Origin of the sequence: Bacteroides sp. D20 (genome assembly GCF_003436255.1) — a bacterium.
In the GTDB taxonomy this organism is placed as follows: Bacteria; Bacteroidota; Bacteroidia; order Bacteroidales; family Bacteroidaceae; genus Bacteroides; species Bacteroides uniformis.
Window position 1 is genome coordinate 1 of the sequence record NZ_QSOO01000028.1, and the last position, 22031, is coordinate 22031.

25 protein-coding genes and 1 tRNA gene are annotated in these 22031 nt (G+C 44.6%); 4 read left to right on the top strand and 22 right to left on the bottom strand.

The genetic code is table 11. The features are described from left to right. Nucleotides 1-73: 73 nt before the first annotated feature. The 6 genes from DXD78_RS19785 to DXD78_RS19810 all read right to left on the bottom strand — a co-directional run bounded on the left by DXD78_RS19785 (nt 74) and on the right by DXD78_RS19810 (nt 4795). The gene (locus tag DXD78_RS19785) at nt 74-472 is read right to left on the bottom strand and encodes a hypothetical protein (RefSeq protein WP_005795756.1); all 399 of its coding nucleotides are present in this window, start codon (nt 470-472) and stop codon (nt 74-76) included. Nucleotides 473-507: 35 nt separating this feature from the next. Beyond that, nucleotides 508-1449 (bottom strand): relaxase/mobilization nuclease domain-containing protein, encoded by a 942-nt coding sequence (locus DXD78_RS19790; protein WP_005795755.1) that lies wholly within the window; start codon nt 1447-1449, stop codon nt 508-510. Then, nucleotides 1439-1747: a MobC family plasmid mobilization relaxosome protein gene (locus DXD78_RS19795; RefSeq protein WP_005795754.1), complete on the bottom strand. Its 309-nt coding sequence runs from the start codon at nt 1745-1747 to the stop codon at nt 1439-1441. The genes DXD78_RS19790 and DXD78_RS19795 overlap by 11 nt, the downstream gene beginning before the upstream one ends. A gap of 137 nt (nt 1748-1884) precedes the next feature. Next, nucleotides 1885-2964, bottom strand: a complete 1080-nt coding sequence (locus DXD78_RS19800; RefSeq protein WP_005795753.1) for a DUF6371 domain-containing protein — start codon at nt 2962-2964, stop codon at nt 1885-1887. Between the two features lie 77 nt (nt 2965-3041). Further along, complete coding sequence (locus tag DXD78_RS19805) at nt 3042-4418, bottom strand: DUF3987 domain-containing protein (RefSeq protein WP_005795750.1); 1377 nt, start codon at nt 4416-4418, stop codon at nt 3042-3044. A gap of 11 nt (nt 4419-4429) precedes the next feature. Next, nucleotides 4430-4795 carry a helix-turn-helix domain-containing protein gene (locus tag DXD78_RS19810; RefSeq protein WP_005795748.1) on the bottom strand — a complete coding sequence of 122 codons (366 nt, stop codon included), beginning with the start codon at nt 4793-4795 and terminating at the stop codon, nt 4430-4432. Between the two features lie 465 nt (nt 4796-5260). On the opposite strand from DXD78_RS19810, the gene DXD78_RS19815 reads away from it, so the two are divergent. Together DXD78_RS19815 and DXD78_RS19820 are read left to right on the top strand one after the other, a co-directional pair. Continuing rightward, entirely contained in the window at nt 5261-5476 is a 216-nt protein-coding gene (locus DXD78_RS19815; RefSeq protein ID WP_005795746.1) for a hypothetical protein, read from the top strand. Between the two features lie 25 nt (nt 5477-5501). After that, complete coding sequence (locus DXD78_RS19820) at nt 5502-6359, top strand: reverse transcriptase family protein (RefSeq protein ID WP_014298394.1); 858 nt, start codon at nt 5502-5504, stop codon at nt 6357-6359. A 30-nt stretch (nt 6360-6389) separates the two neighbouring features. Here DXD78_RS19820 and DXD78_RS19825 read toward each other — a convergent pair whose 3' ends face one another. The 9 genes from DXD78_RS19825 to DXD78_RS19865 form a co-directional block, all read right to left on the bottom strand. Beyond that, nucleotides 6390-7271 (bottom strand): hypothetical protein, encoded by an 882-nt coding sequence (locus DXD78_RS19825; protein ID WP_005795741.1) that lies wholly within the window; start codon nt 7269-7271, stop codon nt 6390-6392. A 265-nt stretch (nt 7272-7536) separates the two neighbouring features. Beyond that, the gene (locus tag DXD78_RS19830; protein WP_005652581.1) at nt 7537-7902 is read right to left on the bottom strand and encodes a hypothetical protein; all 366 of its coding nucleotides are present in this window, start codon (nt 7900-7902) and stop codon (nt 7537-7539) included. Nucleotides 7903-7911: 9 nt separating this feature from the next. Continuing rightward, nucleotides 7912-9018 (bottom strand): site-specific integrase, encoded by a 1107-nt coding sequence (locus tag DXD78_RS19835; protein ID WP_005795739.1) that lies wholly within the window; start codon nt 9016-9018, stop codon nt 7912-7914. 84 nt (nt 9019-9102) lie between these two features. Further along, complete coding sequence (locus tag DXD78_RS19840) at nt 9103-10005, bottom strand: helix-turn-helix domain-containing protein (RefSeq protein WP_005795737.1); 903 nt, start codon at nt 10003-10005, stop codon at nt 9103-9105. 247 nt (nt 10006-10252) lie between these two features. After that, nucleotides 10253-11647, bottom strand: a complete 1395-nt coding sequence (gene mnmE / locus DXD78_RS19845; RefSeq protein WP_009036775.1) for a tRNA uridine-5-carboxymethylaminomethyl(34) synthesis GTPase MnmE — start codon at nt 11645-11647, stop codon at nt 10253-10255. Between the two features lie 281 nt (nt 11648-11928). After that, on the bottom strand, nt 11929-12807 hold the full coding sequence (locus DXD78_RS19850; RefSeq protein ID WP_009036776.1) for a nucleoside phosphorylase: 879 nt from the start codon (nt 12805-12807) through the stop codon (nt 11929-11931). Nucleotides 12808-12900: 93 nt separating this feature from the next. After that, the gene (gene floA, locus DXD78_RS19855; RefSeq protein ID WP_005826863.1) at nt 12901-13902 is read right to left on the bottom strand and encodes a flotillin-like protein FloA; all 1002 of its coding nucleotides are present in this window, start codon (nt 13900-13902) and stop codon (nt 12901-12903) included. Between the two features lie 48 nt (nt 13903-13950). Then, entirely contained in the window at nt 13951-14421 is a 471-nt protein-coding gene (locus tag DXD78_RS19860) for an NfeD family protein (RefSeq protein WP_005826862.1), read from the bottom strand. Between the two features lie 8 nt (nt 14422-14429). Further along, on the bottom strand, nt 14430-15860 hold the full coding sequence (locus DXD78_RS19865) for a M48 family metallopeptidase (protein ID WP_117652917.1): 1431 nt from the start codon (nt 15858-15860) through the stop codon (nt 14430-14432). Between the two features lie 166 nt (nt 15861-16026). Between DXD78_RS19865 and DXD78_RS19870 the strand changes: the two genes are divergently transcribed. Beyond that, nucleotides 16027-16776, top strand: a complete 750-nt coding sequence (locus DXD78_RS19870; protein WP_005826857.1) for an ATP-binding protein — start codon at nt 16027-16029, stop codon at nt 16774-16776. Between the two features lie 21 nt (nt 16777-16797). Continuing rightward, nucleotides 16798-17166, top strand: a complete 369-nt coding sequence (locus tag DXD78_RS19875; protein ID WP_005826856.1) for a DMT family protein — start codon at nt 16798-16800, stop codon at nt 17164-17166. Between the two features lie 21 nt (nt 17167-17187). Here the strand turns inward: DXD78_RS19875 and DXD78_RS19880 are convergent, their stop codons facing one another. From DXD78_RS19880 to DXD78_RS19910, 7 genes are all read right to left on the bottom strand, one after another. After that, nucleotides 17188-18204, bottom strand: coding sequence for an FAD:protein FMN transferase (locus tag DXD78_RS19880; RefSeq protein ID WP_005826854.1), 1017 nt, complete (start codon nt 18202-18204; stop codon nt 17188-17190). Nucleotides 18205-18230: 26 nt separating this feature from the next. Beyond that, a complete protein-coding gene (locus tag DXD78_RS19885) occupies nt 18231-18809 on the bottom strand; it encodes a manganese efflux pump MntP family protein (protein ID WP_005826852.1) in 579 nt (192 codons plus the stop codon). 7 nt (nt 18810-18816) lie between these two features. Beyond that, entirely contained in the window at nt 18817-19584 is a 768-nt protein-coding gene (locus tag DXD78_RS19890; protein ID WP_009036778.1) for a DUF6048 family protein, read from the bottom strand. Then, entirely contained in the window at nt 19553-20038 is a 486-nt protein-coding gene (locus DXD78_RS19895) for a DUF6452 family protein (RefSeq protein ID WP_008663766.1), read from the bottom strand. The genes DXD78_RS19890 and DXD78_RS19895 overlap by 32 nt, the downstream gene beginning before the upstream one ends. A gap of 2 nt (nt 20039-20040) precedes the next feature. Then, nucleotides 20041-20994, bottom strand: coding sequence for a glycosyltransferase family 2 protein (locus tag DXD78_RS19900; protein ID WP_005826846.1), 954 nt, complete (start codon nt 20992-20994; stop codon nt 20041-20043). Between the two features lie 54 nt (nt 20995-21048). Continuing rightward, entirely contained in the window at nt 21049-21594 is a 546-nt protein-coding gene (locus DXD78_RS19905; protein ID WP_009036779.1) for a DUF4199 domain-containing protein, read from the bottom strand. 145 nt (nt 21595-21739) lie between these two features. Next, a tRNA-Thr gene (locus DXD78_RS19910) sits at nt 21740-21813 on the bottom strand. Nucleotides 21814-22031 lie beyond the last annotated feature (218 nt).

Here is a 22031-nt window from a genome sequence, read left to right on the forward strand (position 1 = left end):
GCCTCTAAATTCTGATTTATCGGTATATAAGAAAAGGAGAGGAAAAATCCCCTCCTTAACTCTAAACCATGTCTCAGACATTCAAATCCTTCAGTGCAAGTGCATAATTGGGATAAAAACCGTCCATTATACACTTTAAACCAAGTGTCTGATAATACTTGTAGTCATCATCTTCGGTGCAGAGGTATTTGTAACCGTAGCGTGGCATGTACTCCTTGAAGAACCGAGCCAAGTCTTTCAGGCTTTCTTCTTGGTTCTTTTTGAAATTACTGCGCACAATGATGATAGACCAGTCGGGAAAGTTGCCTCTTCCACAGCTATACTCCCAGAAGCGGATATAGCAGTCCAAATCACGTTCACGAATGTCCACACAAAAGCCGTTGGCATGGGACATCACGCTACAGCTTTCTCTGTAGCCAAATTTCTCACACAAGTAGAGATTGAAATCAAGAATTAAATCTTTTTGTACCATAAATAATTGGGTTTTAAAAATTAATAAATAGAGAATTATAAATGAAAGCCTCGCTTACGCTTAGCCTTTTTCTTTTTCATTAGGCGATTGAACTCTGCTTCTTCTGCGGCAGTGGCATCGTAGGATGAGCTACCGTTTAGCAAACCGAGACTGATGCCAAAGCTATCATCGGAATGGGAAACGCTTTGCTGTACCTCTTCTTTTTGTTGTTTGGATTCCTGTTTGGCAGACTCCAACAAAGATGCACAAGCATTCTCTTCCAGTCGGTTGTCGATATTCAAGTAGCTGAACTCTCGACCTACTTTTGAGCCGGAGAAAGAAAAGCCGTTATGTTCAAACTTGACACCTTGTATTTCCCGTGTAGTCCGGCTGACTTTGAATTTCATATCAATCTCCCGGTCGGCAAGCGCATCTTTCAAATCATCCCAACTATGAGCTGTGGGCAGTTCTTTTTTCAATGCCTTGTATATCTCGTACTTTGCCTTATCGTATGGGCGCAAGCGTTCCTCTTTGATATGGTCTTTACCATTGGCAAAGTGCAAGCGATATTTGGCGGTCAGCATTTTGCAGACTTTCTCATTCTTACGGAAGTCATTCTTGTCGCTAATTGTTTTACCGTCATTGTCCACCCGGTTGAATACGATATGGCAATGCGGATGCTCACGGTCGATATGTCGGGCAATGATGTATTGCGTATTTTCAATACCCATCAGCTTCATATAGTCGTGCGCTATGTTTAGCATCAGAACATCATCAGACTTTAGCCTTGCACTGTCTTCTGGTGAAAAGTTGAGCGAAGTGTGTCCGACAATATTCTTTACCTTGTCATTGAGTAATGCCTGTAATTCAAATTGCTCTGCTATTTGTTCGGGTGTACCTTCTACTCCGGCCGCTTCTAATAGCTTGGATTTTTCCTCTTTGAGGACATAGCGGACACAACCACCGAACGATGTTCCTTTAGTCTGTTTACCTATCATTTTTCAGTTGTTTTATAAGTTGATTAATATGCTGAGCCATTTCCTCGCATCTATCCGCAACGGCAAAGAAACCGTAGGTGTTCGCTTGTCTTGCCAACTGGTTAAGATTGGTACTTTCACCAATCAGTTGCCGGATGATGTGAATATGCTCTTGCGTGATTCTTTCACGTACCGAACCGTTCTCGATGAGCGAACGGATGACTTCACTTTGAGTCTGCTTGCTCCGTCTGCAAAGCGCACCAAGCCATGCGTGTTGCTGATATGACAGACGGATTGTTATTGTATATTTCTTTTCCATTTGAATTTGTTTTAGTGAATAATTTGTGACCATCGGGAGCTGCCTCCTCAGACTTTTTGAGGAGCAAGTGGTCGGGAAATGTAATACACCGACATTAACTTGCTACAGTAAAAAAGTCTCAATTTCTCTCTCTGAGTTCAAAGTCTGAATCCTCGTTTCTTAGGTGGTGAAACCTTCGGTTGTGGAGTGCCTTGTTGTATGCTAATGAGTTTCAAATCGAATGTTTTTATCAGTATTTTCAAGGCAGGATTCATCATTATCATCTGTTGGAGGATAGCTTCATCAGGCTTCACTTTGAGCAGATAATCGGCTATGTCGTACCCCTCTTTTCGCTCGTTTTCGGTGGCGTTGGCTTCCAGATAATCGAACATCTGCACCTTAATTCCGTAGCTTTTCATCAGACCGATTTTGCTCTGCCAATAGTCTGTCGCTCCTAAATCGGGAAATAATACAACGCTTCTTCCAGCCAGAACGGATAGGCTGTTGGCATTGAAGCAACCGTTCTTTCCACCGGATGCTATCCATAGGAATTGCGGTAGATAGTAGGAAGCAATGAGTGTCGTTTTCTCACTTTCGACCAGTGCAACAGGACGGCTTTTGTCTTCAGGAAGCAAATGCTCACCGAAGAAGCATTGCTTCAGATTATAATCGCCCTTGTGCAGTACGGAGTGTACCCATGTGACATGATTGTATGGCTCTTTTATCCGCTTGCCAGTTTCGGAATTGTAAAGCATTATCTTACCCGTGCGGACTTTATTTTGGTTATCCGTCTGCCAGAATACAGTTGCACCGTCCCAATACTTGGATGTACCAACCTTGTATCTCTTCATGAGCTTTAATGTTTCTGTTTCTCCGAACTGAGCCGATAGAAATTGAAACAACTTGTTTGCAGGATAGCCACGCAATGATTGATTGACTATATCCAAATCAATGTAGGAAGTGGCTATGGGTTTTGCTTCCTTAATAGGGGCATAGCTCCTGAAACTATTCTCTGCGAACTTTTCTTTCTCAGACGGGTTCTGCTCAAAGTAATCACGAGGCGTGAAGTGATAACCACATTTCTGCTCATGGTCACAACGCCCCACGTATTCTGGGAACTTGATTTGCTTCTCCGTATCGATGTACTTTGAAAAGCATCTTTGACGGTGGCAGTTCGGACAAGTATGCCGAGTGCTGACACCTTTGTAGGGTTCTAATATGAATCTATGTGTACTCATTGTATGTTTCTTTTTGGTGTGTCACTTTTGTCGTTATTGTCGTTTTCGTTTGGAAAGTGTCAAAACTGACAAAAATGTCACGGGTTAATCTTTGAATATTCTCCATGCTTCTCTTTGCGGAACAATGTTCCGATGTTATCATTGAGAAAGCGTTGAAATGTGCGTTCCTTCATTCCATTTTGCTCGGCTATCTGTATAGCTTGGGCAGTTGTAAAGGATGGAGGAAGTAGATTGACTATCGCCTGTTGTTGGCTGTTGAGCATGTTCTCATTGAGTATATTTTGAACGCTCAATGCGGATTCCTTGAAATACTCCGTCAGTTTAATGGCTCGTTCTACCGTCAACAGGTCGATATATGTTTTACCACACTCTCCGCAAGTCCATCGTGCTAATTGGATAATCAGGCAGAAACGGATGATGTATATCTCCAGCTTGCAATAGATACTCACAATGGTGTCATTTGTCTCTTGGTCGCACAATTCTGAGAAGTGGTGCTGCCATTCGTAAAGCCGTCTCTTGGCATCCTCCGTGAAAAGAAGAATCTGCGGTTCTATCTCTCCAAACTCATTGAGGGCATACTCTTGTTGTATCAGTTTGTCAATAATGGCATTCCATTCTTGTTCAATGTTCTCCGGCAGCTCCTTGTCATTCCAACGTGCCTTCTGTTGCAGGTTTGGCATCACGAACAGAATGCGGTCGATGAATCCGTTACTGGAACGTTCCCCCTTTGCCAATTCACTAAGAATCTTCTTTTGGATAGTGCCAATAACCGAAATATACGGTCGCTTGATGAAGATGGAACTCTTGGCGTTCTTGCGGTCGGATATAGTGGTCTTGGCACTGAACACTGACAACCAAAACTGTTCTTCCGAACCGTTGTTGTAACGGTTGAAGTTCTTGAACCAAGCGGATAATTCATCAGCCCACAAGCATAAACCACGTTTGTTCTGCGCATGAATGAGGCTCAATCCTTCAGGTGTTACATCCGAAATCAAGAAGCGTTTACGGACTGGTTCCTGTGGAAATTGCTCTTCACCGCTTTCTGTTCGTTCTTTGCGGCTCATACTCATCAGTTCATCATACTTGGTAAGAGCCTTTTCAAAGACTTGATTCTGCTGATAGTCATAATCAAGAAACGGTTTCATCGCAAAGCTAAGCGGATGGCTTTTGTTCGCTCCCGGTCTTCCTATCAATGCCATATACAGGATAGGGCTTTCTATCCAGCCTTGCTTGATTTGGGCAAGGTGCGTGTTGCCGATGCCCACCGCTATTGCCGTAAGGATAGCAGCGGCAATGTAGTCAGTAGGGTAGTTATGGCATTTGTGAACTTCACTGATGATGCGTTGGATTTTTGTCGGGAATATGCTGACCGGAAAATCAGTACCAGCCAATCGCATACTTAAATCAACCGTTTCGTCAATGATGGACGCCGGATTAATAGAAGATGTATCCATAGCTATATCCATTAAAATTTCACTGACGATTTGGGCTTATGACGGACACCGCCTTGCATATTGGCAAGCATTTCTTCGTATGTTTGTTCGGAAGTCTTTCTACGCCCGTTCTCAATCCAAGCCAGAAGTTCGTCCTCGTAGAAATAGAGCTTCTTACCTTTCTTATAGGCAGGAAGCAGCCCCTTGCGTACCAAAGTATAAATGGTAGGCTTGGCTTTTCTGATGATACGGCAAGCATCCTCAATTTCAACCAACACGTGTTTGTCTGATGCAGGTGGTTGAAGTTCCGACACCATTCTTTTCAACTCAATGATCTGTTCGGTCAGATAACCCACCGCTTCGGGCAGTTTATCAAATGTTACTGTTTCTTTTTGCATACGTCGCTCGTTTTTAATTGTTCGACGGCAAAGGAAACAGGTGTTTCAATGGTGGAATCATTCACCAAAATATAACTGATGAATAACTTTTTGATGTAGTTGGTAGAACAATTGCGAAGATTTGTATATCTTTGCGGCGTATTAGTTCTTTGATAGACTGAGAAGGCTTTGGAGACTAAATTATGCTAAAACCTAAAGCGAGCAATCGCACCAAGTCATTGGTAAAATGGGGCGGATATAGTTTTGAAGTATGGCAGAATGGAGATAAGAACATCTCATATAGTTCGTTCATTATTTCCGATTGTCGATATATGTAAGATTCGTATCTACTTCATTATTTTGTGTCCATTTTTTAGGCACGTGAAAATAGAGAGTACAATGGAAGACAATGTCTAAGCATATTTTAGTTAGGTCATATTGATTTTAGGCACGTGGCAATATTGCCCGAACTAAAATTAAATGCTTATGACTAAAAAAAAGAAGAAGCCTTCAAAGAGAGGGAAGAAGGCTAACAAAAATTCCCTCCATTGTTCTCCAATGATTGTAACACAGGAGAAGAAGATAAAAAATTTGGCAAAATGGATTAAAGCCATTGCTGAATTTATAAAGGCATTGATTCAATTATCAAATGCAATGAAGCCTTTGATAGAATGGTGCAAATCTTTTTTTGAATTGTTATAATCAACTCTCTAATTTCTTTTTTTTGATGATAACAAGCGAAAAATATTTACTATATATACTGGGTGTTAATAAGGAACAGTTGGATTACTTGTTGACACATATAGAAGATTATTATTATTCTTTTGAAAGAGTAAAATTTAATAAGTTTACTGACAAACCAAAGAAGAATAGTAGTGGAGAAATTGCCACTAGACAAATAAACTCGTCTAAAGGAAAACTAAAAGAGGTTCAAACGCGTCTTTATGATTTTATGTCAAAGCAAGTTGAAATTCCTCAATATGTTTATGGTGGTGTTCTGAGGAAAAATAATGTGCGTAATGCTCGTCTTCATCAAGGAAATAAATATATATTTACGACAGACTTGAAGTCATTTTTTCCATCAATTTCTCATAAGCAAGTTTTTCAAATGTTTCTTCGAGAGGGCTGTACGCCTGCTATAGCAAGAATATTAACTAAACTAACTACTCATAAATATCAAGTTCCGCAAGGTATTCCAACCTCAACTTTAATTGCTAATTTGGTATTTAAACCCATAGGCATGGAAATTGACCAGTTAGCAAAGGAGCATCATATTAAATTTTCAATGTTTGTTGACGATATAACTTTATCATCTAAAGTTGATTTTAAAAATCTAGTACCTCAGTTCCTTGCAATCATTAAAAAGTTTGGATTCAGAATCAGTCACAAAAAGACACATTATCAAACTAAAAATCCTATTATAACAGGTGTAATATGCCAAAACAACCGACTTCTTGCTCCTTTGGGTTATAAAAAAAAGATAGCAATACTATCCAAGCAACTCTCAACGCACGAATCTATAAAGAATAAGCTACAAGGAATAAAAGCGTATTTGTCAATAATTGAAAAATCAAGTTCGCTTTGACTATTTATGTTGTCATTATATGTGGTGATTTTATGCTATTCTCCTATCCAATTTAATCTTGCATACGGATTCCGTGTGCGACATTTTACGTTCAATGGTAGATATTTCCGAATCACTGAGGGTATGGGCAAATACCCTCTTTATAAATGTGGCAGTCTGTAAACGTGGTTTGCCGAATGCCTTACCGATATTCCATCCAAAGTGCATAATGTCGATGGTCTTTAATTGAGAATCTACCTTTATAGGTTCGACTTTAGGCAAAGAATCTGATAAGTAGTATTCTGTAACATATCCACATAAGCGATTAAGGTCAGTTTCGTTAAGATAGAGAACCAAAGTTTGTTTTATATATGTGAGAACTTTATCTAATTTTTTTTGCGATGCTCGTTCTTTTTCAGCCATAGCGGTAGCGTGGTATATCTCATATTCTGTTGGCTGGCTGGATTCTTCTATGGGAGTATTATTGATAATAGAAGATGTGGCTTCATTCTTTGGAAGCTCTGTACTGTCTTCATTGGATTCTGAAAGCGAGAGAGTAGAAACTTCTTCTGTGGTGTCAGATGGAGTTTCATTTTCGATTTCAGATTCTGAAACGATAGATTCTATATCTGCTGCACTTTCAATAACTTCATGATGTTCTATTGGAATTTCAGCTACCACCGTTTTGTTGCGATAGCTCTCAAATCTCATAAAGCATCTTTCTATTGTTGGGGAAAGGAGTTGTCTGAATGCTATTTGCAGATTGAGATAGATTGCTCCAATGACAATAGAGCATACTACAAGAATAAGGTAGCTGCTGAACTCGTCCCAACCATAGTGAAGTACGGTCTGACGGGCTAAAACACCAATGATTGCGATTGTACCAAAAACAATCAGATGCAATGTTATATGTTCTATCTTTCTCTGTTCCATAGTGAGATGTATTAATCGTTTGTGTGCAAATATATAGGATTAATTTTTGAGAAAATCCATAGTTTTGCTTGTTAATGGGCTTTTGACGATATATTTCATCACTTTTCACCACGTTACACTCCTAATAATAAGCGTATTGCAAATTTCTTGTTTTTGAATGAAAATAGTTGGGTAAATAGACTTGTGTATCTTAAAAACAGAAATTATCTGCATCATTTGGGGTGAAACAATGCAGATAATCAATAGGGTATAGAGATATAGCTTATTAGCAATACAATGTATGGTTTGTACCCTTGTTGAGATATAAAAGGATGTTGTAATCTTGATTATGAGCGACTTTGTTTATTAGCCATTCTCTGAATACTATGGAATGTCCGGTGTCTATTTGATAAGATAAGGCTACAACCATATCGAGATTATACACATCGGCATTGTTCCCATTCTCCAATTTGATGTACTTACAAACTTCGTGGCTCTTCAAAATATTGGTTTTCAAGATTCTCTTGATTGCTGCATGGATAGCTCCAGCCGTTGTATAAAACAAGTCTGCAAGTTCCCAAGTGGTCATCCATACTTCGCCATCAGAAATATGGATGCCTAGCCCTTTGTTGGTTATGATTCCTCGTTTCATAGTTACAATTTACTTGAGTGATATTTTATTGGCTGTTTCTCGCTTCTTGGAATTGACCAAATCGGCATATATTTGAGTTGTGGACACGTTCTTATGCGTTAGCATCTTTGATACTGTGTAAATATCTGTACCTAAGGATATTTGTATGACGGCATACGAGTGACGAAATCCGTGGAAGGTTATCGGTTTCGTTATTCCTGCCTTTTTGAGCCAGCTTTTCAGTGGGTAATTAATCATACTTCGCTTCAAATCCTTGAAAACCTTGCCTGTTCCGGGTGTGCCGCATAGTTCGTAGGCTTCGTAACTGATGGGGAGTGTCGCTTCCGTCTGGGTTTTCTGTGTTCTGATACGTAAACAATAGCCTTGGTCGGGGGCGATAGTGAAGTCTTCCCATTGCAGGTTTAGAATATCACTGATGCGTAAACCTGTCAGACAAGCAAACAAAGAGGCTGCTTTCAATACGGGGATGTCGCAAGGAGTGGCTGCGAGTTGCTTCACTTCGTTCAGAGTCAGATACTCTTTCTTCACATCTTGTGGCTCAATCTTATCAAGATAGTCATTGATGTTCTCACGAAACCATTTGTCCCGATAGGCAATCTTCAATAATCCTCTGAAAGTAGAGTAGTAGCCGGATGCCGAATTGAGGGACATGGGTCGGTTGCTATGTTTGAGTTGCTTGGCATTCAGCAAGTATTCACGGAATTTTTTGCATAAGTCTACATTTACATCGCCAAAGGTACATTGTCCCTTGACGAAGTTGTAGAAATGCTGATAGACGAATTGCCATTTCTGGTCTTTGTTCCGACACATCTTCTTGAAATAGGCGAGGAAATCGGCTTTTTGCTTGGTCTTATCCAAGAAACCAAATTCTTCATTGATGAGTGATTGTACCCGGATGCAACGGATAGCCTCTGCCTTGTTCAACATATCGTTGTTGAACTCCCGTTCCATTTCGTTTTTGGGGTGGGCATAGATGTAGATACCGAGGTATTCCCTGCGGCTCATCTGCATCGTTTCGGGGTTACGGACTGCCGGATAATAATCCAGATACAAGGAAATACGATTATTCCTAATCGCTCTTTGTCGAACTGTTACTTTTGTACACGTGTGTGACATACTGTTTAATATTTAGAGTTTTACATTTGTTTGGTGCAAAGGAATAGAGTGATTCAATGGTGGGTACATTCACCGATAAATAACTTATTCAATCTTTGGGGCGGCAAGTAGTTTATCCAATTCAAGTTTGGAGATAAGCGTGTATTTGCCTTTCTTGACCTTGTGGATATTATGGTACTTCGCATAATGATAGAGCTGGTCACGAGTAAGATTGAACTTTTCCATTGCTTCGGCCACCGTATAATATTGTGGTTCTTCGGGTGCTGCAATGCCCTTAGCTATATCTACATGCTTCTTGGAATAGTACACTATGATTCCCTCTTTCTTCTTCGGAATGGCATTCTTAGAAGCGAAACAGTAGATGGCGGATAAGGTCATACTGAATTTTTCCTGCATTTCCTGTGTGCTATACCATTCGGTAATGTCAGGATTTGGGGCTTTCTTGGCAAAGTAAGCGTCCATGTGCTTCTTGCTCCAGTAGGTCTTGCCACGATTGAAAGTTCGAGGGATATTGTTCTTCTTGGCTACCACAAATATCCATGACTCGTTTACATGGTATTTCTCTTTCACTTCTGCTGTGGTGTAGAAGTCGGTGATAGGGGCTTTTTCTTTTAACTGTTTGTTCTCTGTTTCTGGAACAATAAAGTCTGTCATATCTTCTATGTCAGCTCTACGAACAAGGGTTTTTCTTTCAAATCGGATTACCTTGATTACTCCATTGCGGATATAGCGATATATAGAAGTACGCCCAATGTTTAATAACACGGCTACTTCTGACGGAGTAAGATACTCCTTGTTCAAATTAGGAGGTGTCTTTATGATTTTCCCTAATTCGTGTTGCAAACTTTCAATACGCTGTTTCCTAACCCTGTCTTTATAGGCAAGGTTGACACATCGGTGAGAACAATACTCCGTGGTGCTCTTATGGGCTGTGAAAACAGCATTGCACCACTTACATCTTTTCTGAATGTCGATTTTACTACTCATTATTTATCCGTTTATTTCGCCAAATCTGTTTCATCGCGTACCACCACGTACCATGACGTACCAGTGTGTCCACGACCTTTCCGACCTAAAATCGGAGAGTAACAAGCGAGCAACAAATACGGTACAAAAATGAGCTGAAAAAGCCCTATAAACGATAATCATCGCTTATAAGGCTAAAAAGAAAGGCGTTCAAAATGAACGCCTTAATAATCATTGATGATATATACTAATCGTTGGTAATCACCACTTACTTGCCGATGCAAAAATGTTCGAAAATATTCCCAAGTACCATATCGTTCGTAACTTCCCCTGCAATATCGCTTAGATGGAAAATGCATTCGCGGATATCTTGTGAAACAAAATCTCCGGATAGATTTTCTGCTAATCCTTGTTGGACCCGGTGGATGGCTTCCAAGGCATGGGTCAAAGCCTCGTAGTGGCGTATATTCGTGACAATGACATCGTTTTGGGTAACCGTGGGCAGGTTAGCGGCAGAGATTAGCATTTGCTGAAGCTTGTCGAGGTTGGTACGTCCTTTGGCAGAGATGGAGATGCATTGCACATTAGTAGCGGCCACGGTGAAACTGGAGTTGGGGATGGTTGAGGCATCTTGCACCAAATCGGTCTTGTTGAATACGAGAATGAGCCGTTTCCCTTCGCAACGGGGAAGTATCTGGGTAGTTAGTTGTGGTATCTGTGAGACGGCATTCGTGGCATCAACTATCCAGAGCACGATTTCCGCCTGCTCCAATTTCTGGAAGGTTCGCTCAATTCCTAGGTTCTCGATGGTGTCGTTCGTTTCGCGTATGCCTGCCGTATCAATAAATCGGAAAGTTATCCCACCAAGATTGACTGTGTCTTCTATCACATCGCGGGTTGTCCCGTGTATGTCGCTTACAATGGCTCGTTCCTCGTTTAGTAGTGCATTCAACAGGGTGGATTTACCAGCGTTCGTTTCGCCGATGATGGCTACGGGCACGCCGTTCTTGATGGCATTGCCTACACTGAAGGATTGTACTAAACGGGAAATTACCTGCTCTATGCCGTCTGCTAGGAGACATAGCTCGGAGCGGTCGGCAAATTCCAGTTCTTCGTGGTCGCTGAAGTCCAGCTCCAGTTCTATGAGTGATGTGAAGTGCAGCAATTGGTCGCGTAGTGAGGCCAGCTCTTTACTGAACCCACCGCGCATTTGGCTCATGGCGAGGCGGTGAGTGGCGGCAGAGGTGGAGGCGATGAGGTCGGCCACGGCTTCGGCCTGGCTTAGGTCCATTTTGCCGCCCAAGAAGGCCCGTTGCGTGTACTCACCGGGAGCGGCCAGGCGGCAACCATTGCCGATGAGCAATTGCAACACCTTCTGAAGAATATAGCTCGAACCGTGGCACATGATTTCCGTGCTATCCTCGCCCGTGTACGAGTGGGGGGCACGGAATAAGCTTACAAGTACTTCGTCTATGATGTTTTCTTCTTCATGGATATGACCGAAGGTAAGTGTGTATGGCTTGGCATCCTTCAGCTTCTTCCCCTTCCGGGCAGGGGTAAATATGCGGGATGTTATCTCTATGGCATCCGGTCCGGAGACACGGATGCATCCTATGGCTCCCCCTTGGGCGGTGGCTATGGCACAAATGGTATCTTGGTTCATTTTATCCGGCTTATTTTTATTCAGCAAAGATAATGGTTTCTTTACAAAAAAGAGAGATGGTGATTCAACTTATGGGCTTTTATCGTAACTTTGTGCAAATCGATAATGGATAGATGCTTATAAAGCCTAATCCGCCTCTGTGCCCATTGTGGGTATAGCAGGACATTGCTACACTATACAGACCAGCAACGGGCACGTCAGGCAGGATGTGATGAAGTCATTACTAAACCCTACTCCTAGGATTGGCTGAAGGAAAGGGAGGAGCATTTCTTGAAGGATACTTAGATACGGTCGAGTACTGTTTTGATAAGAGTATCTATCGTATTCTTGTATCCCGTGTTAGCTTCTTTTATCAGGCGGTTGGCAATGACCATGCATACCGTCATGGCCTTGTGCCCCATCAGACGGCTCAAGCCTGCCAGGGCAGAACTTTCCATCTCGAAGTTGGTAATACGGTAGCCGTTGTATTCAAATTTTTCAATCTTCTCATTCTGATGTGGGTCGGCAAGCGGCACGCGTAACTCGCGTCCTTGAGGTCCGAAGAAGCCCCCGGCGGCAATCGTTACGCCACGTACCATGTCGTTTTGTGCGATGCGGTCTATCAGTTCAGTGCTTGCATCAATGACGTAGGGGGCAGGGGCACACATGTTGCCGGACCATCCCATATGGTTGAGGAAGGCACGCTCCATGGGCAGGTCGCACACGGAGTTGCGTCCGGCATAGAAGTTGAGCAGCCCATCGAAACCAATGGACTTTTCAGAACATACAAATGTACCCACCGGAGTGTAGGGTTGCAAGCCGCCGCAGGTGCCGATACGTACCAGCTCAAGGCTACGTAGGCGGGGCTTTTCTTCGCGCGTCTCGAAGTCGATGTTTGCCAGGGCATCCAGTTCGTTCATCACGATATCGATGTTGTCACATCCGATACCGGTGGAAACCACCGTAATACGTTTCCCCTGGTAAGTACCGGTGATAGTCTTGAACTCGCGGCTTTCCACTTCACATTCCTTGTTCTCGAAATGGGAGGCAACCAGTGCCACCCGTCCGGGGTCGCCTACCAAGATGACTTTATCTGCCAGCCATTCGGGCTTTACGTGAAGATGAAATACAGAACCGTCTTCATTGATGATCAGTTCGGAAGAGGCGAAATATTTCTTCATATGCTTGAGGCTTTAATCTTTTGTTTATAAATAGAAACGCCGGGAACCGATTCTTGTTCACCGGTTCCGGCGTTTCGTCAGTTACTTTCCGGGTTATTTACTCAACGGCTGGCTGGTATTGCCCGTCGTCGGTTTGGCAATGTTTTCGCGCATGGAAGTGTCGGCTTCTATATTCTTCATCCGGTAATAGTCCATGATACCCAGATTGCCGTTGCGGAATGCTTCGGCCATGGCCTTGGGTACTTCCGCTTCTGCCTCGATAACTTTGGCACGGGCTTCCTGGGCTTTTGCCTTCATTTCCTGCTCTGTGGCTACGGCCATGGCGCGGCGTTCCTCTGCCTTGGCTTGAGCAATGTTCTTGTCGGCATTGGCTTGGTCTATCTGCAGGGCGGCACCGATATTCTTACCTATGTCAATATCAGCAATGTCAATGGACAGAATTTCGAATGCTGTTCCGGCATCCAACCCCTTGCGCAATACCAGTTTGGAGATAGAATCCGGATTCTCCAATACAGACTTATGATTCTCTGACGAACCGATGGAAGACACAATACCCTCGCCTACACGGGCCAGAATCGTGTCTTCTCCGGCACCTCCCACCAATTGGCGGATATTGGCGCGCACCGTTACACGGGCCTTGGCAATCAGCTGGATACCGTCTTTGGCAACAGCTGTCACGGGAGGAGTGTCAATTACTTTGGGGTTAACGGACATCTGTACGGCTTCGAATACGTCACGGCCGGCAAGGTCGATGGCGGTTGCCATCTGGAACGGCAGCTCGATATTGGCTTTAGAGGCGGATACCAGTGCGTGTACCACCCGCTCTACGTGACCTCCGGCAAGGTAGTGCGCTTCCAGTTCGTCGCGCGTGATGTTTTGCAATCCTGCTTTATGAGCTTCAATCATGCCGGGCACAATGATATAAGGAGGAACATTACGGATACGCATCAGGAAAAGTTGTACCAGCGAGATGTTTACTCCCGATACTTTGGCAGACAGCCACAAGAAGAACGGTACATAATGGAAGAAAAGTACCAGGAAGATAATGCCTCCTATAATGAGGAAGGCGGTTAAATACATTGTGCTTGGATCCATGAGATTAAATATTAATTGTTAGTTATAAATAGGTTGATTCCTGAAATTTCACTGCTTGAGCCGTTCCACTAAGAGGACTCCGTCGGCAATACGGTCTACGATAATCGGAGTCTTTTCGTTCAGGAAGCCGTCTGATGACTTTACTTCCACGATGTCTCCGTTGATTTCGGCATAGCCGATAAGAGCCAGGCGAGTAGTGGTTACGCCTATATCACCTACCTTGACTTTTTCCTCGGCACTACGGTCTACTTTGGAGGTGATGTTTTTTTTCAATGCAATTTTGTCGAGTGTCTTGGAGCGCATGAACCATACCAACGAGCCGATACAAGCCAGGGCAGATATGATAAGCGTAATGACACCTGCCGTGGTACCCATATAGGCAAAGGCATAGTAGTTGGCAAAGATGATGCAACCTCCTGCCAGAAAACCGGCAACGCTGATGCCCGGAATTACGAATAATTCCACTAAGAACAAGATTACTGCTCCTATAATCAATGAGGCGATAATGAGTATATCCATAGTTGTCTTTATTTGGTGGCTTGTTTTTCCAGGTTGCGCACTTGAATGGCAGTCTGCTCCATCTCAGTGGACAATTGCCGTACACGTTGCTCCAGGTCGAGGATGGCGGCGGACATCTTGTCCTTTTCCTGCTTGTTGGCTCGGGAGTATTCCGAACGCATATCTTCCAGTTTCTCCTGCAGTTGTTTGTAGCTCTGCTCCAGCTGATTGTATTTGCCATACGAGGCTTTGGCCTGTGGGGAGCGGAAATCGTCCAGCTGGTAGTAGGTGGAGTGGTCGTCAATGATGAATTGGAAATCATGCTTCTTGGTAGTCCGCGGCTTTGCGTTGGCAGCAGTCCGAAGCCTTTCTCGGGCGCCCTTTACCGCATCGGTGTCCGTCCATGTGTCCTTGATAGAGTGAAGTTGCGCCAATGATATCATCTTGTCCGGGTCCATCCCTTCGTAGTTGTACACTTGCTTGGATGAGTTGGGAATGAATACATAGATACACACTTTGCCTTCGGGCTGGTAGCGGTCGGAGGCAAACCATCCCAAGTCGTTGAATTCGTCGATGACGTACATATAGTCGTTGTAGGGCGAATTGAACGGCATGCCCACATTTTCCGGCATCAGATAGGAGTCGGTATTCGTATTGTAACGGGTGACGAAAATGTCATATCCTCCCATCGAGCCAGGGCCATCCGAAGCATAGTAGATAGTGATACCGTCCGTAAGTACATAGGGATAGTCTGCATTCATGGCCTCATTGATGCTTCCGGGCAACAAGCTGCCATCACTCCATTTGTCCAGCAACTTGTTGCGCGAAAGGATACTGAGGGTGCTGTCCGGTTGCATTTCGCTATAATATAGTTTATTGCCCAGCTCCGTTTCGTATACCGTTCCGCCTTCCTTACCGGAATCATTGAAGTAGGTGTCGTACATGAACAGCTTGCCCGATTCGGGGCTGATTTTGTATGCATCCAGGAATTTTTCCTTGTCTACCACAAAGCTGTCGATGAAGCAGACCTCTTCCACGCCTTTCAGCATGCGCAAGTTGGATTTGCTTTTTTCCAATAATTGTTCGGCCTCTTCGGTGGAGCGTTTTCTCTTTCTCAGGTCGGAAATGTAGGTCTCATAAGTCTCGATGGCTTCTTCGAACCGATATAAATCATTGTATGCCCGGGCCAAATAGAGTTGCCCGCTGGGGACGCGTCTCTTGACGGCGCTTTCCAGGTGTTTCAAGGCTTCTGCGGGTTCGCCGGTTTCCAGGCAACATACACCGTACCATAGGTTGTAATTTCCATTGCCAGATTGTGTCTTGACGAGTTTTTTGAAGGCGGGCTTGGCTTCTTCGTATTCTCCCTTCTCGTACAAGGCTTTGGCTTCTGCCAGGCTTTGTGCGGAAATTGTTATGCTCAAAAGGCCGAATAGAAAGAAAAGGATATATTTTTTATTCATATTGATACATGCTGATTTGTTCAGAAGGTCAAAAATACAAATTTATCGTGAATAAAGCTGGTTTCCGTAATTCTATTTTGTTAATTCTTCTTTAAATCGTTCTTTTGCCTTACTTTTGCAACCGGAAGAGCTATAATTCATAACTTATAACTCATAACTCGTATCAATGGCACGATTTACTGAAGAAGAAAAGATGTTGCGCCGCATAGACAAGCGGTTTAGCAAAGGTGTGGTGGAATATGGGCTGATAGAGGACGGCGATAAGATTCTTATCGGGCTTTCGGGAGGCAAGGACTCTTTGGCGCTGGTGGAATTGTTGGCACGGCGTGCCCGTGTCTATAAACCCCGTTTTTCCGTTGTCGCCGTACATGTAGTGATGAAGAATATACCTTATCAAAGCGATGTGGACTATCTGAGGGAGTACGTAGAGTCGTGGGGAGTGCCTTTTGTTCTCTTTGAAACGGAGTTTGATGCCACGACAGATACCCGCAAGTCTCCTTGTTTTCTTTGCTCTTGGAATAGGCGGAAGGCATTGTTTACCGTAGCCAAGGAGCAGGGATGCAATAAAATCGCGTTAGGCCATCACATGGATGATATTCTGGAGACCTTGCTGATGAATATCACCTATCAGGGAGCGTTCAGCTCTATGCCCCCCCGGCTGGTAATGAAGAAGTTTGATATGACGATTATCCGTCCGATGTGTCTGGTACATGAGGCGGATTTGATGGAGTTGGCGCAAGTGAGGGGGTATCGTAAGCAGGTGAAGAATTGTCCGTATGAGTCACAATCCAGTCGTAGTGCAATGAAAGGCATTCTGAAACAGTTGGAGGAAATGAATCCTGAGGCACGCTATAGTCTATGGGGGAGTATGACGAATGTGCAAGAGGAATTGCTGCCTGCAATCATTAATCATTAATCACTAATCATTAATCACTATATGAAAGCATTTTATACCATTTTGCTATTGATTGTATCTAATATTTTCATGACGTTTGCCTGGTATGGGCATCTGAAGCTACAAGAGACAAAAGTCATCTCCAACTGGCCGTTGTATGCCGTGGTGCTGTTTTCCTGGGTAATAGCTTTGGCAGAGTATTCTTGCCAGGTTCCGGCCAATCGGATAGGCTTTTTAGGCAATGGAGGCCCGTTCTCATTGATGCAACTCAAAGTGATTCAGGAAGTAATCACTTTGATTATCTTTACGGTGTTCACAACGGTTCTTTTCAAGGGGGAAACGCTGCATTGGAATCATTTTGCCGCTTTTGTATGTCTGGTACTGGCGGTATATTTTGTATTTTATAAATGATGGGTTAATCGCATTTGCACATTATTTCATATACTTCTCCATTCCTTTTGTTAAGAACGTTTGAAGCTTTCCTTCTTCATCCGTATAAATGAAACAGGCGTCGATATCCGGATGTGCATCCGCCACGCGTTCTGCTTCTTCCAGCCCCATCACCATGAATGCCGTGGCATAGGCGTCTGCACTCATGCAATCTTTGGCAATGACGGTGGCTGACAAGATGCTGTGCTGTACCGGATAGCCGGTACGCGGGTCGATGGTATGCGCATATTTCTTTCCGTCTTTATAGTAGTAGTTGCGATAATTGCCCGATGTAGCCATGCCTAAATCCGTGACTAGCAGCACTGCTTGCAGTTCCTGGTTCACTGCCAGTGAGTCGTCTATCGGCTTGTTCAAACCGATGCGCCAAGGTCCATTTTGAGGGTTTTGCCCGTGAACAACCACTTCTCCGCCTATATCGACCATAAAGTTGCGGATACCCTTCTTCTTCAGAAGTTGGGCTATGACATCTACTGCATATCCTTTTGCCACAGCGCTGCACGAGAGCATTATACGCGAGTCTGTTTTCACCACTTTCCCTTCATCGGACAATTTTACTTTTTCGTATCCTGTCATCTCCAGCAGGCTGTCTATCATGGCAGAGTCGGGGAAGTTACCCTTCTTGAACCCAAATCCCCAGGCATTGGCAAGAGGGGCAACGGTGATATCGAAGGCACCATCGGTCTCCCGGGAGATTTCCATGCTACGTCGGAAGACGTTGGTAAAGAATGTGTCGGGCACAATGTCCTCGTTGCGGTTGATGCGCGTAATGGTCGCCGTGTCATTGAAAGGGGACAAGGAACCGTCGAAACGTTTGAGTTCCGCTTCTATCTCCGCCTTCAGATTTTGGTCACATTGATAAGTCACTTTATATACCGTACCGAATATCAGTCCGTTATCCGTCTGATAAGGAGTGACTTGGTTGTGGCGGGCAAGTATCCAGATGGTTCCCAGTACCAGTAGGGCAATCCATAAAAAATTCCGTTGTACTTTCTTTTCCATATCCTATCTGAGTTTTTACTTTTTAATTAAAAGAAGAGATGCTCTACCAATATCTTGGTACCGATGATGACGAGGATAATCCCTCCCCAAAGTTCGGCGCGCAGTCTGCGGGCTATGCCACATCCGAAACGGATGCCGAACATCAGGCCGACCATCGACAAGGCGAATGATACAAAACCGATAATGCCGATGGGGGAAAGAATAGCCGAGAATTGCTTGATACCGAGGAATGCAAACGAAACACCTACCGCCAATGCATCGATGCTGGTTGCCACGGCCAGAGCGAGCACCACCTTCAGGCTGGTAGGGTCATACTCGTGCTTGCAATCTTCGTCCTTGAAGGATTCCATTATCATGCGTCCGCCCAGGAAGGCAAGGATACCGAATGCAATCCAATGGTCAATACTTTCTATCAGGTGGCTGAAAAAACTGGCGCCTATCCATCCCAGCAGAGGCATCAAAGCCTGGAAAAAGCCGAAGCTGATGGCCATCACCAGCATAGGGCGCAGCCGGGCGCGTTTCAATATAATTCCGCTGGCTATAGAAACGGCGAAACAATCCATCGCAAGTCCTACGGCCAGTAGCCAAATCTCTAACCCTGTCATAAGTCGCTTAAAGAGGTAGTTTATAAGTTATCGTATAGGTTACTCCCATCGTGTTGGAGCCATATTTCCCGAAACCGGGCACATACCACGGGTCACCGTATTCATCGGCCGAGGCGGACAATTTGAACTTGAAGCGTAGTGACCAGCCCATGTACAATGCCTTCCAGACGTGCGCCCGGATACCGACACAAAATTCCGCCCATTGCATGGAGCCTTTCATTCCTTTATGGTTATAGGGCAGGCTGCCTCCCCATATCTCGTCGTCCAGATTCGGATTGCCTACGATGCCACCGTATATCGGGTCGTCCAGTCCCAAGGCGTCTACATCGTATTTGAAGCTACTTACACCGTAACGCAAGCCTACGAGTAGCATGTGTCCGTGCTGCTTCTTGTATAGCGTGTTATAGTCCATTCCTATGCGGAAGTAGGGGGCATTGCTTTTGTAGTGTATGCCTTTGTCACTCCAGGTGTCCGTGGAGCCATATCCCAATTCGGCAATAGGGAAGAAGCGGTTCTTGAGGTTTACGTCCACGGATACTTCGGAACTCAGGAAATCTCCTCCAAATACGGAACTTCCGATTCCCCACAAGTCCAAGCCGACGGACATGCCGTTGTATAACGGATAGTGCACTTCTTCTTTCGCGTCCTTCTTCTCCTTCTTGGGAGGTGCTCCCTGGGGGGGGACGGTAGGATTCCCGTTCTGCGCCCGTAGGGGGAGGAACATCAGCAGGCAGAGTGCCAGACTAATAGAATAACTTAAGATTTTCCTTTCCATAGATGCCTGCTTCATTGTCTTTGATGTATATCGAGTCCAGAGAGATGCGGGTGCACGTTACGCTTGTGATGGCCTGCTTCATCTGATAGCCGCAATCCATCGATAGGAAATAGGGGGTGTTGGTGTGGCGTATCACCATCGTGTCACTCTTGGTCCGGCTATACTTGAATATCAGCTTGGTGGAATCCTCCGTATAGCGCAGTGGCAGGGAGATGTCGTGTACCTTCTTCTGGTTGTTGATGATGATGGAGTCGGTGCCGTATGCTGTGACGGTGAGCGAGTCGAGCGTGTCGTTCTCCACGTATTGGGTTTCGGGGTCTACTCTATAAAGAATGCAATTCACCATGGGGCGTGCCGTCATGGAGCAATCTGCCTCCTCCGAGCAGGAGATAGCTATGCTTATTATCGGGCAAAGGATAGCTCCGAGTATGACAAGTCTGACTAATTTTTTCATCGTTAAATGGTTTTCTCTATTTGATATTTGTTTCGTTCCGGGGCATTACGTGAAATCAGCTCTCCGAGGAATCCTGCCACGAATAGTTGTGTGCCGATAATCATGGAGGTCAACGAGAGGTAGAAGTAGGGAGAGTCCGTCACAAGGCGGTAGGGCATGCCATGGTGCATGTAGTACAACTTGCTGACACCCACTATGACCACGGCTATGAAGCCGAAGATGAACATCAGCGAACCCAGCAATCCGAAAAAGTGCATGGGCTTGATGCCGAACCGGGAAAGGAACCAAAGGGAAAGCAAATCCAGATACCCGTTTACAAAACGGTTCAGCCCGAACTTGGTCTTTCCGTATTTGCGTGCCTGATGGTGCACCACTTTCTCGCCGATTTTCTTGAAGCCGGCGTTCTTGGCCAGGTAAGGGATGTAGCGGTGCATTTCGCCGTATACTTCTATATTCTTGACCACCTCTTTGCGATACGCCTTCAGTCCGCAATTAAAGTCGTGCAGGTTTTTGATGCCCGATACTTTGCGGGCGGTGGCATTGAACAATTTGGTGGGGAGGGTCTTCGACAACGGGTCGTAACGTTTCTGCTTCCAGCCCGATACGAGGTCATAGCCGTCTTGGGTAATCATGCGGTAGAGTTCGGGTATTTCGTCGGGGCTGTCCTGCAGGTCGGCGTCCATGGTTATCACGACGTCTCCTTGTGCTTGTTCGAAACCACAGAACAATGCCGGCGACTTCCCGTAGTTGCGGCGGAACTTAATGCCCCGTACCTTGTCCGGAGCTTGTGCCTGCAATTGCTCGATTACCTGCCAGGAACGGTCGGTACTTCCGTCGTTCACGAAAATCACTTCGTATGAAAAGCCGTTGGCATTCATCACCCGCTCAATCCATGCGAACAGTTCGGGGAGTGATTCTTCTTCATTATATAGTGGTACGACAACTGAAATATCCATTGATGTATGATTTTTCTATTTACAATTGAAATAACATTTCTTTTTACTGTTCCGTCACTTTGCCGGAGCGTTGTCTTTCTTGCGTCTCATCACGAACAAGGCGGTGGGGAAAGCCAGTATCGAACCCCAAAACACATTGGACGATATCATCTGTAGCGTAATGTCGATAGGACTGAGCAGTCGGGCTGTCTCCAGAGCTTCCTGATAGGTGGCGATGTACGAATCCATTCCCGGCATGTTGCTTTGGGCAAGCGTGTCTACCATCGTTTCGCACGTGTTTATCACATATCCGTGGTCTATGAACCTGAAGTAGATGTAGTGTGCCACGGCGGCAAGCAGCGCGGCAAACATATACATGAAAACGGTGAATACCCATGCATGCAGGAAGCTGATGCCGCCTCCGCATACCTGATTACGATACATCCGTGCATAATAATATCCCATAAAAGGTACGCATAGCGTGAGTCCCATGAAAAGGAAAAGTAAAAAAGGAACCGACAGCCCCACAGGAAAGAGTATGAACTTCAATATCCAGAAACCTCCCATATAGGTACCGAACAGCATTGCGTATCGTTGCATGTAACCTCTATTTTCTGCCATCTTTCTTAGAAATAATATGCAAAGGTACAAATATAGTTGGATTCAAGGGCAAGCCGATGTGTAGATTTTAAATAAATTAGAGGATTCTTTGTGGGGCAAAAAGAAAAAAGCAGGTAACACTTTCGTATCATCTGCTTTTCTTTCGAGCCTCTTGTCGGATTCGAACCAACGACCCCGAGATTACAAATCACGTGCTCTGGCCAACTGAGCTAAAGAGGCGGGTGGGTAAGCTTGCTATATCGCGCCGCTACAACCAACTACCTTTGCTGCGATCAAGCCCTGGAGGATTCGAAGGGAGCTGGCCGTATAGGACTTACCCGTTTTTGTTTTGCGGTTGCAAAGGTAGACATTATTTTGAAATCTGCAATAGCTTGTGGCGATTTTTTTATTTGTTTTTTTAGATTCTCTGTTCTATTCCTCTTCATGGCCTTCTTATA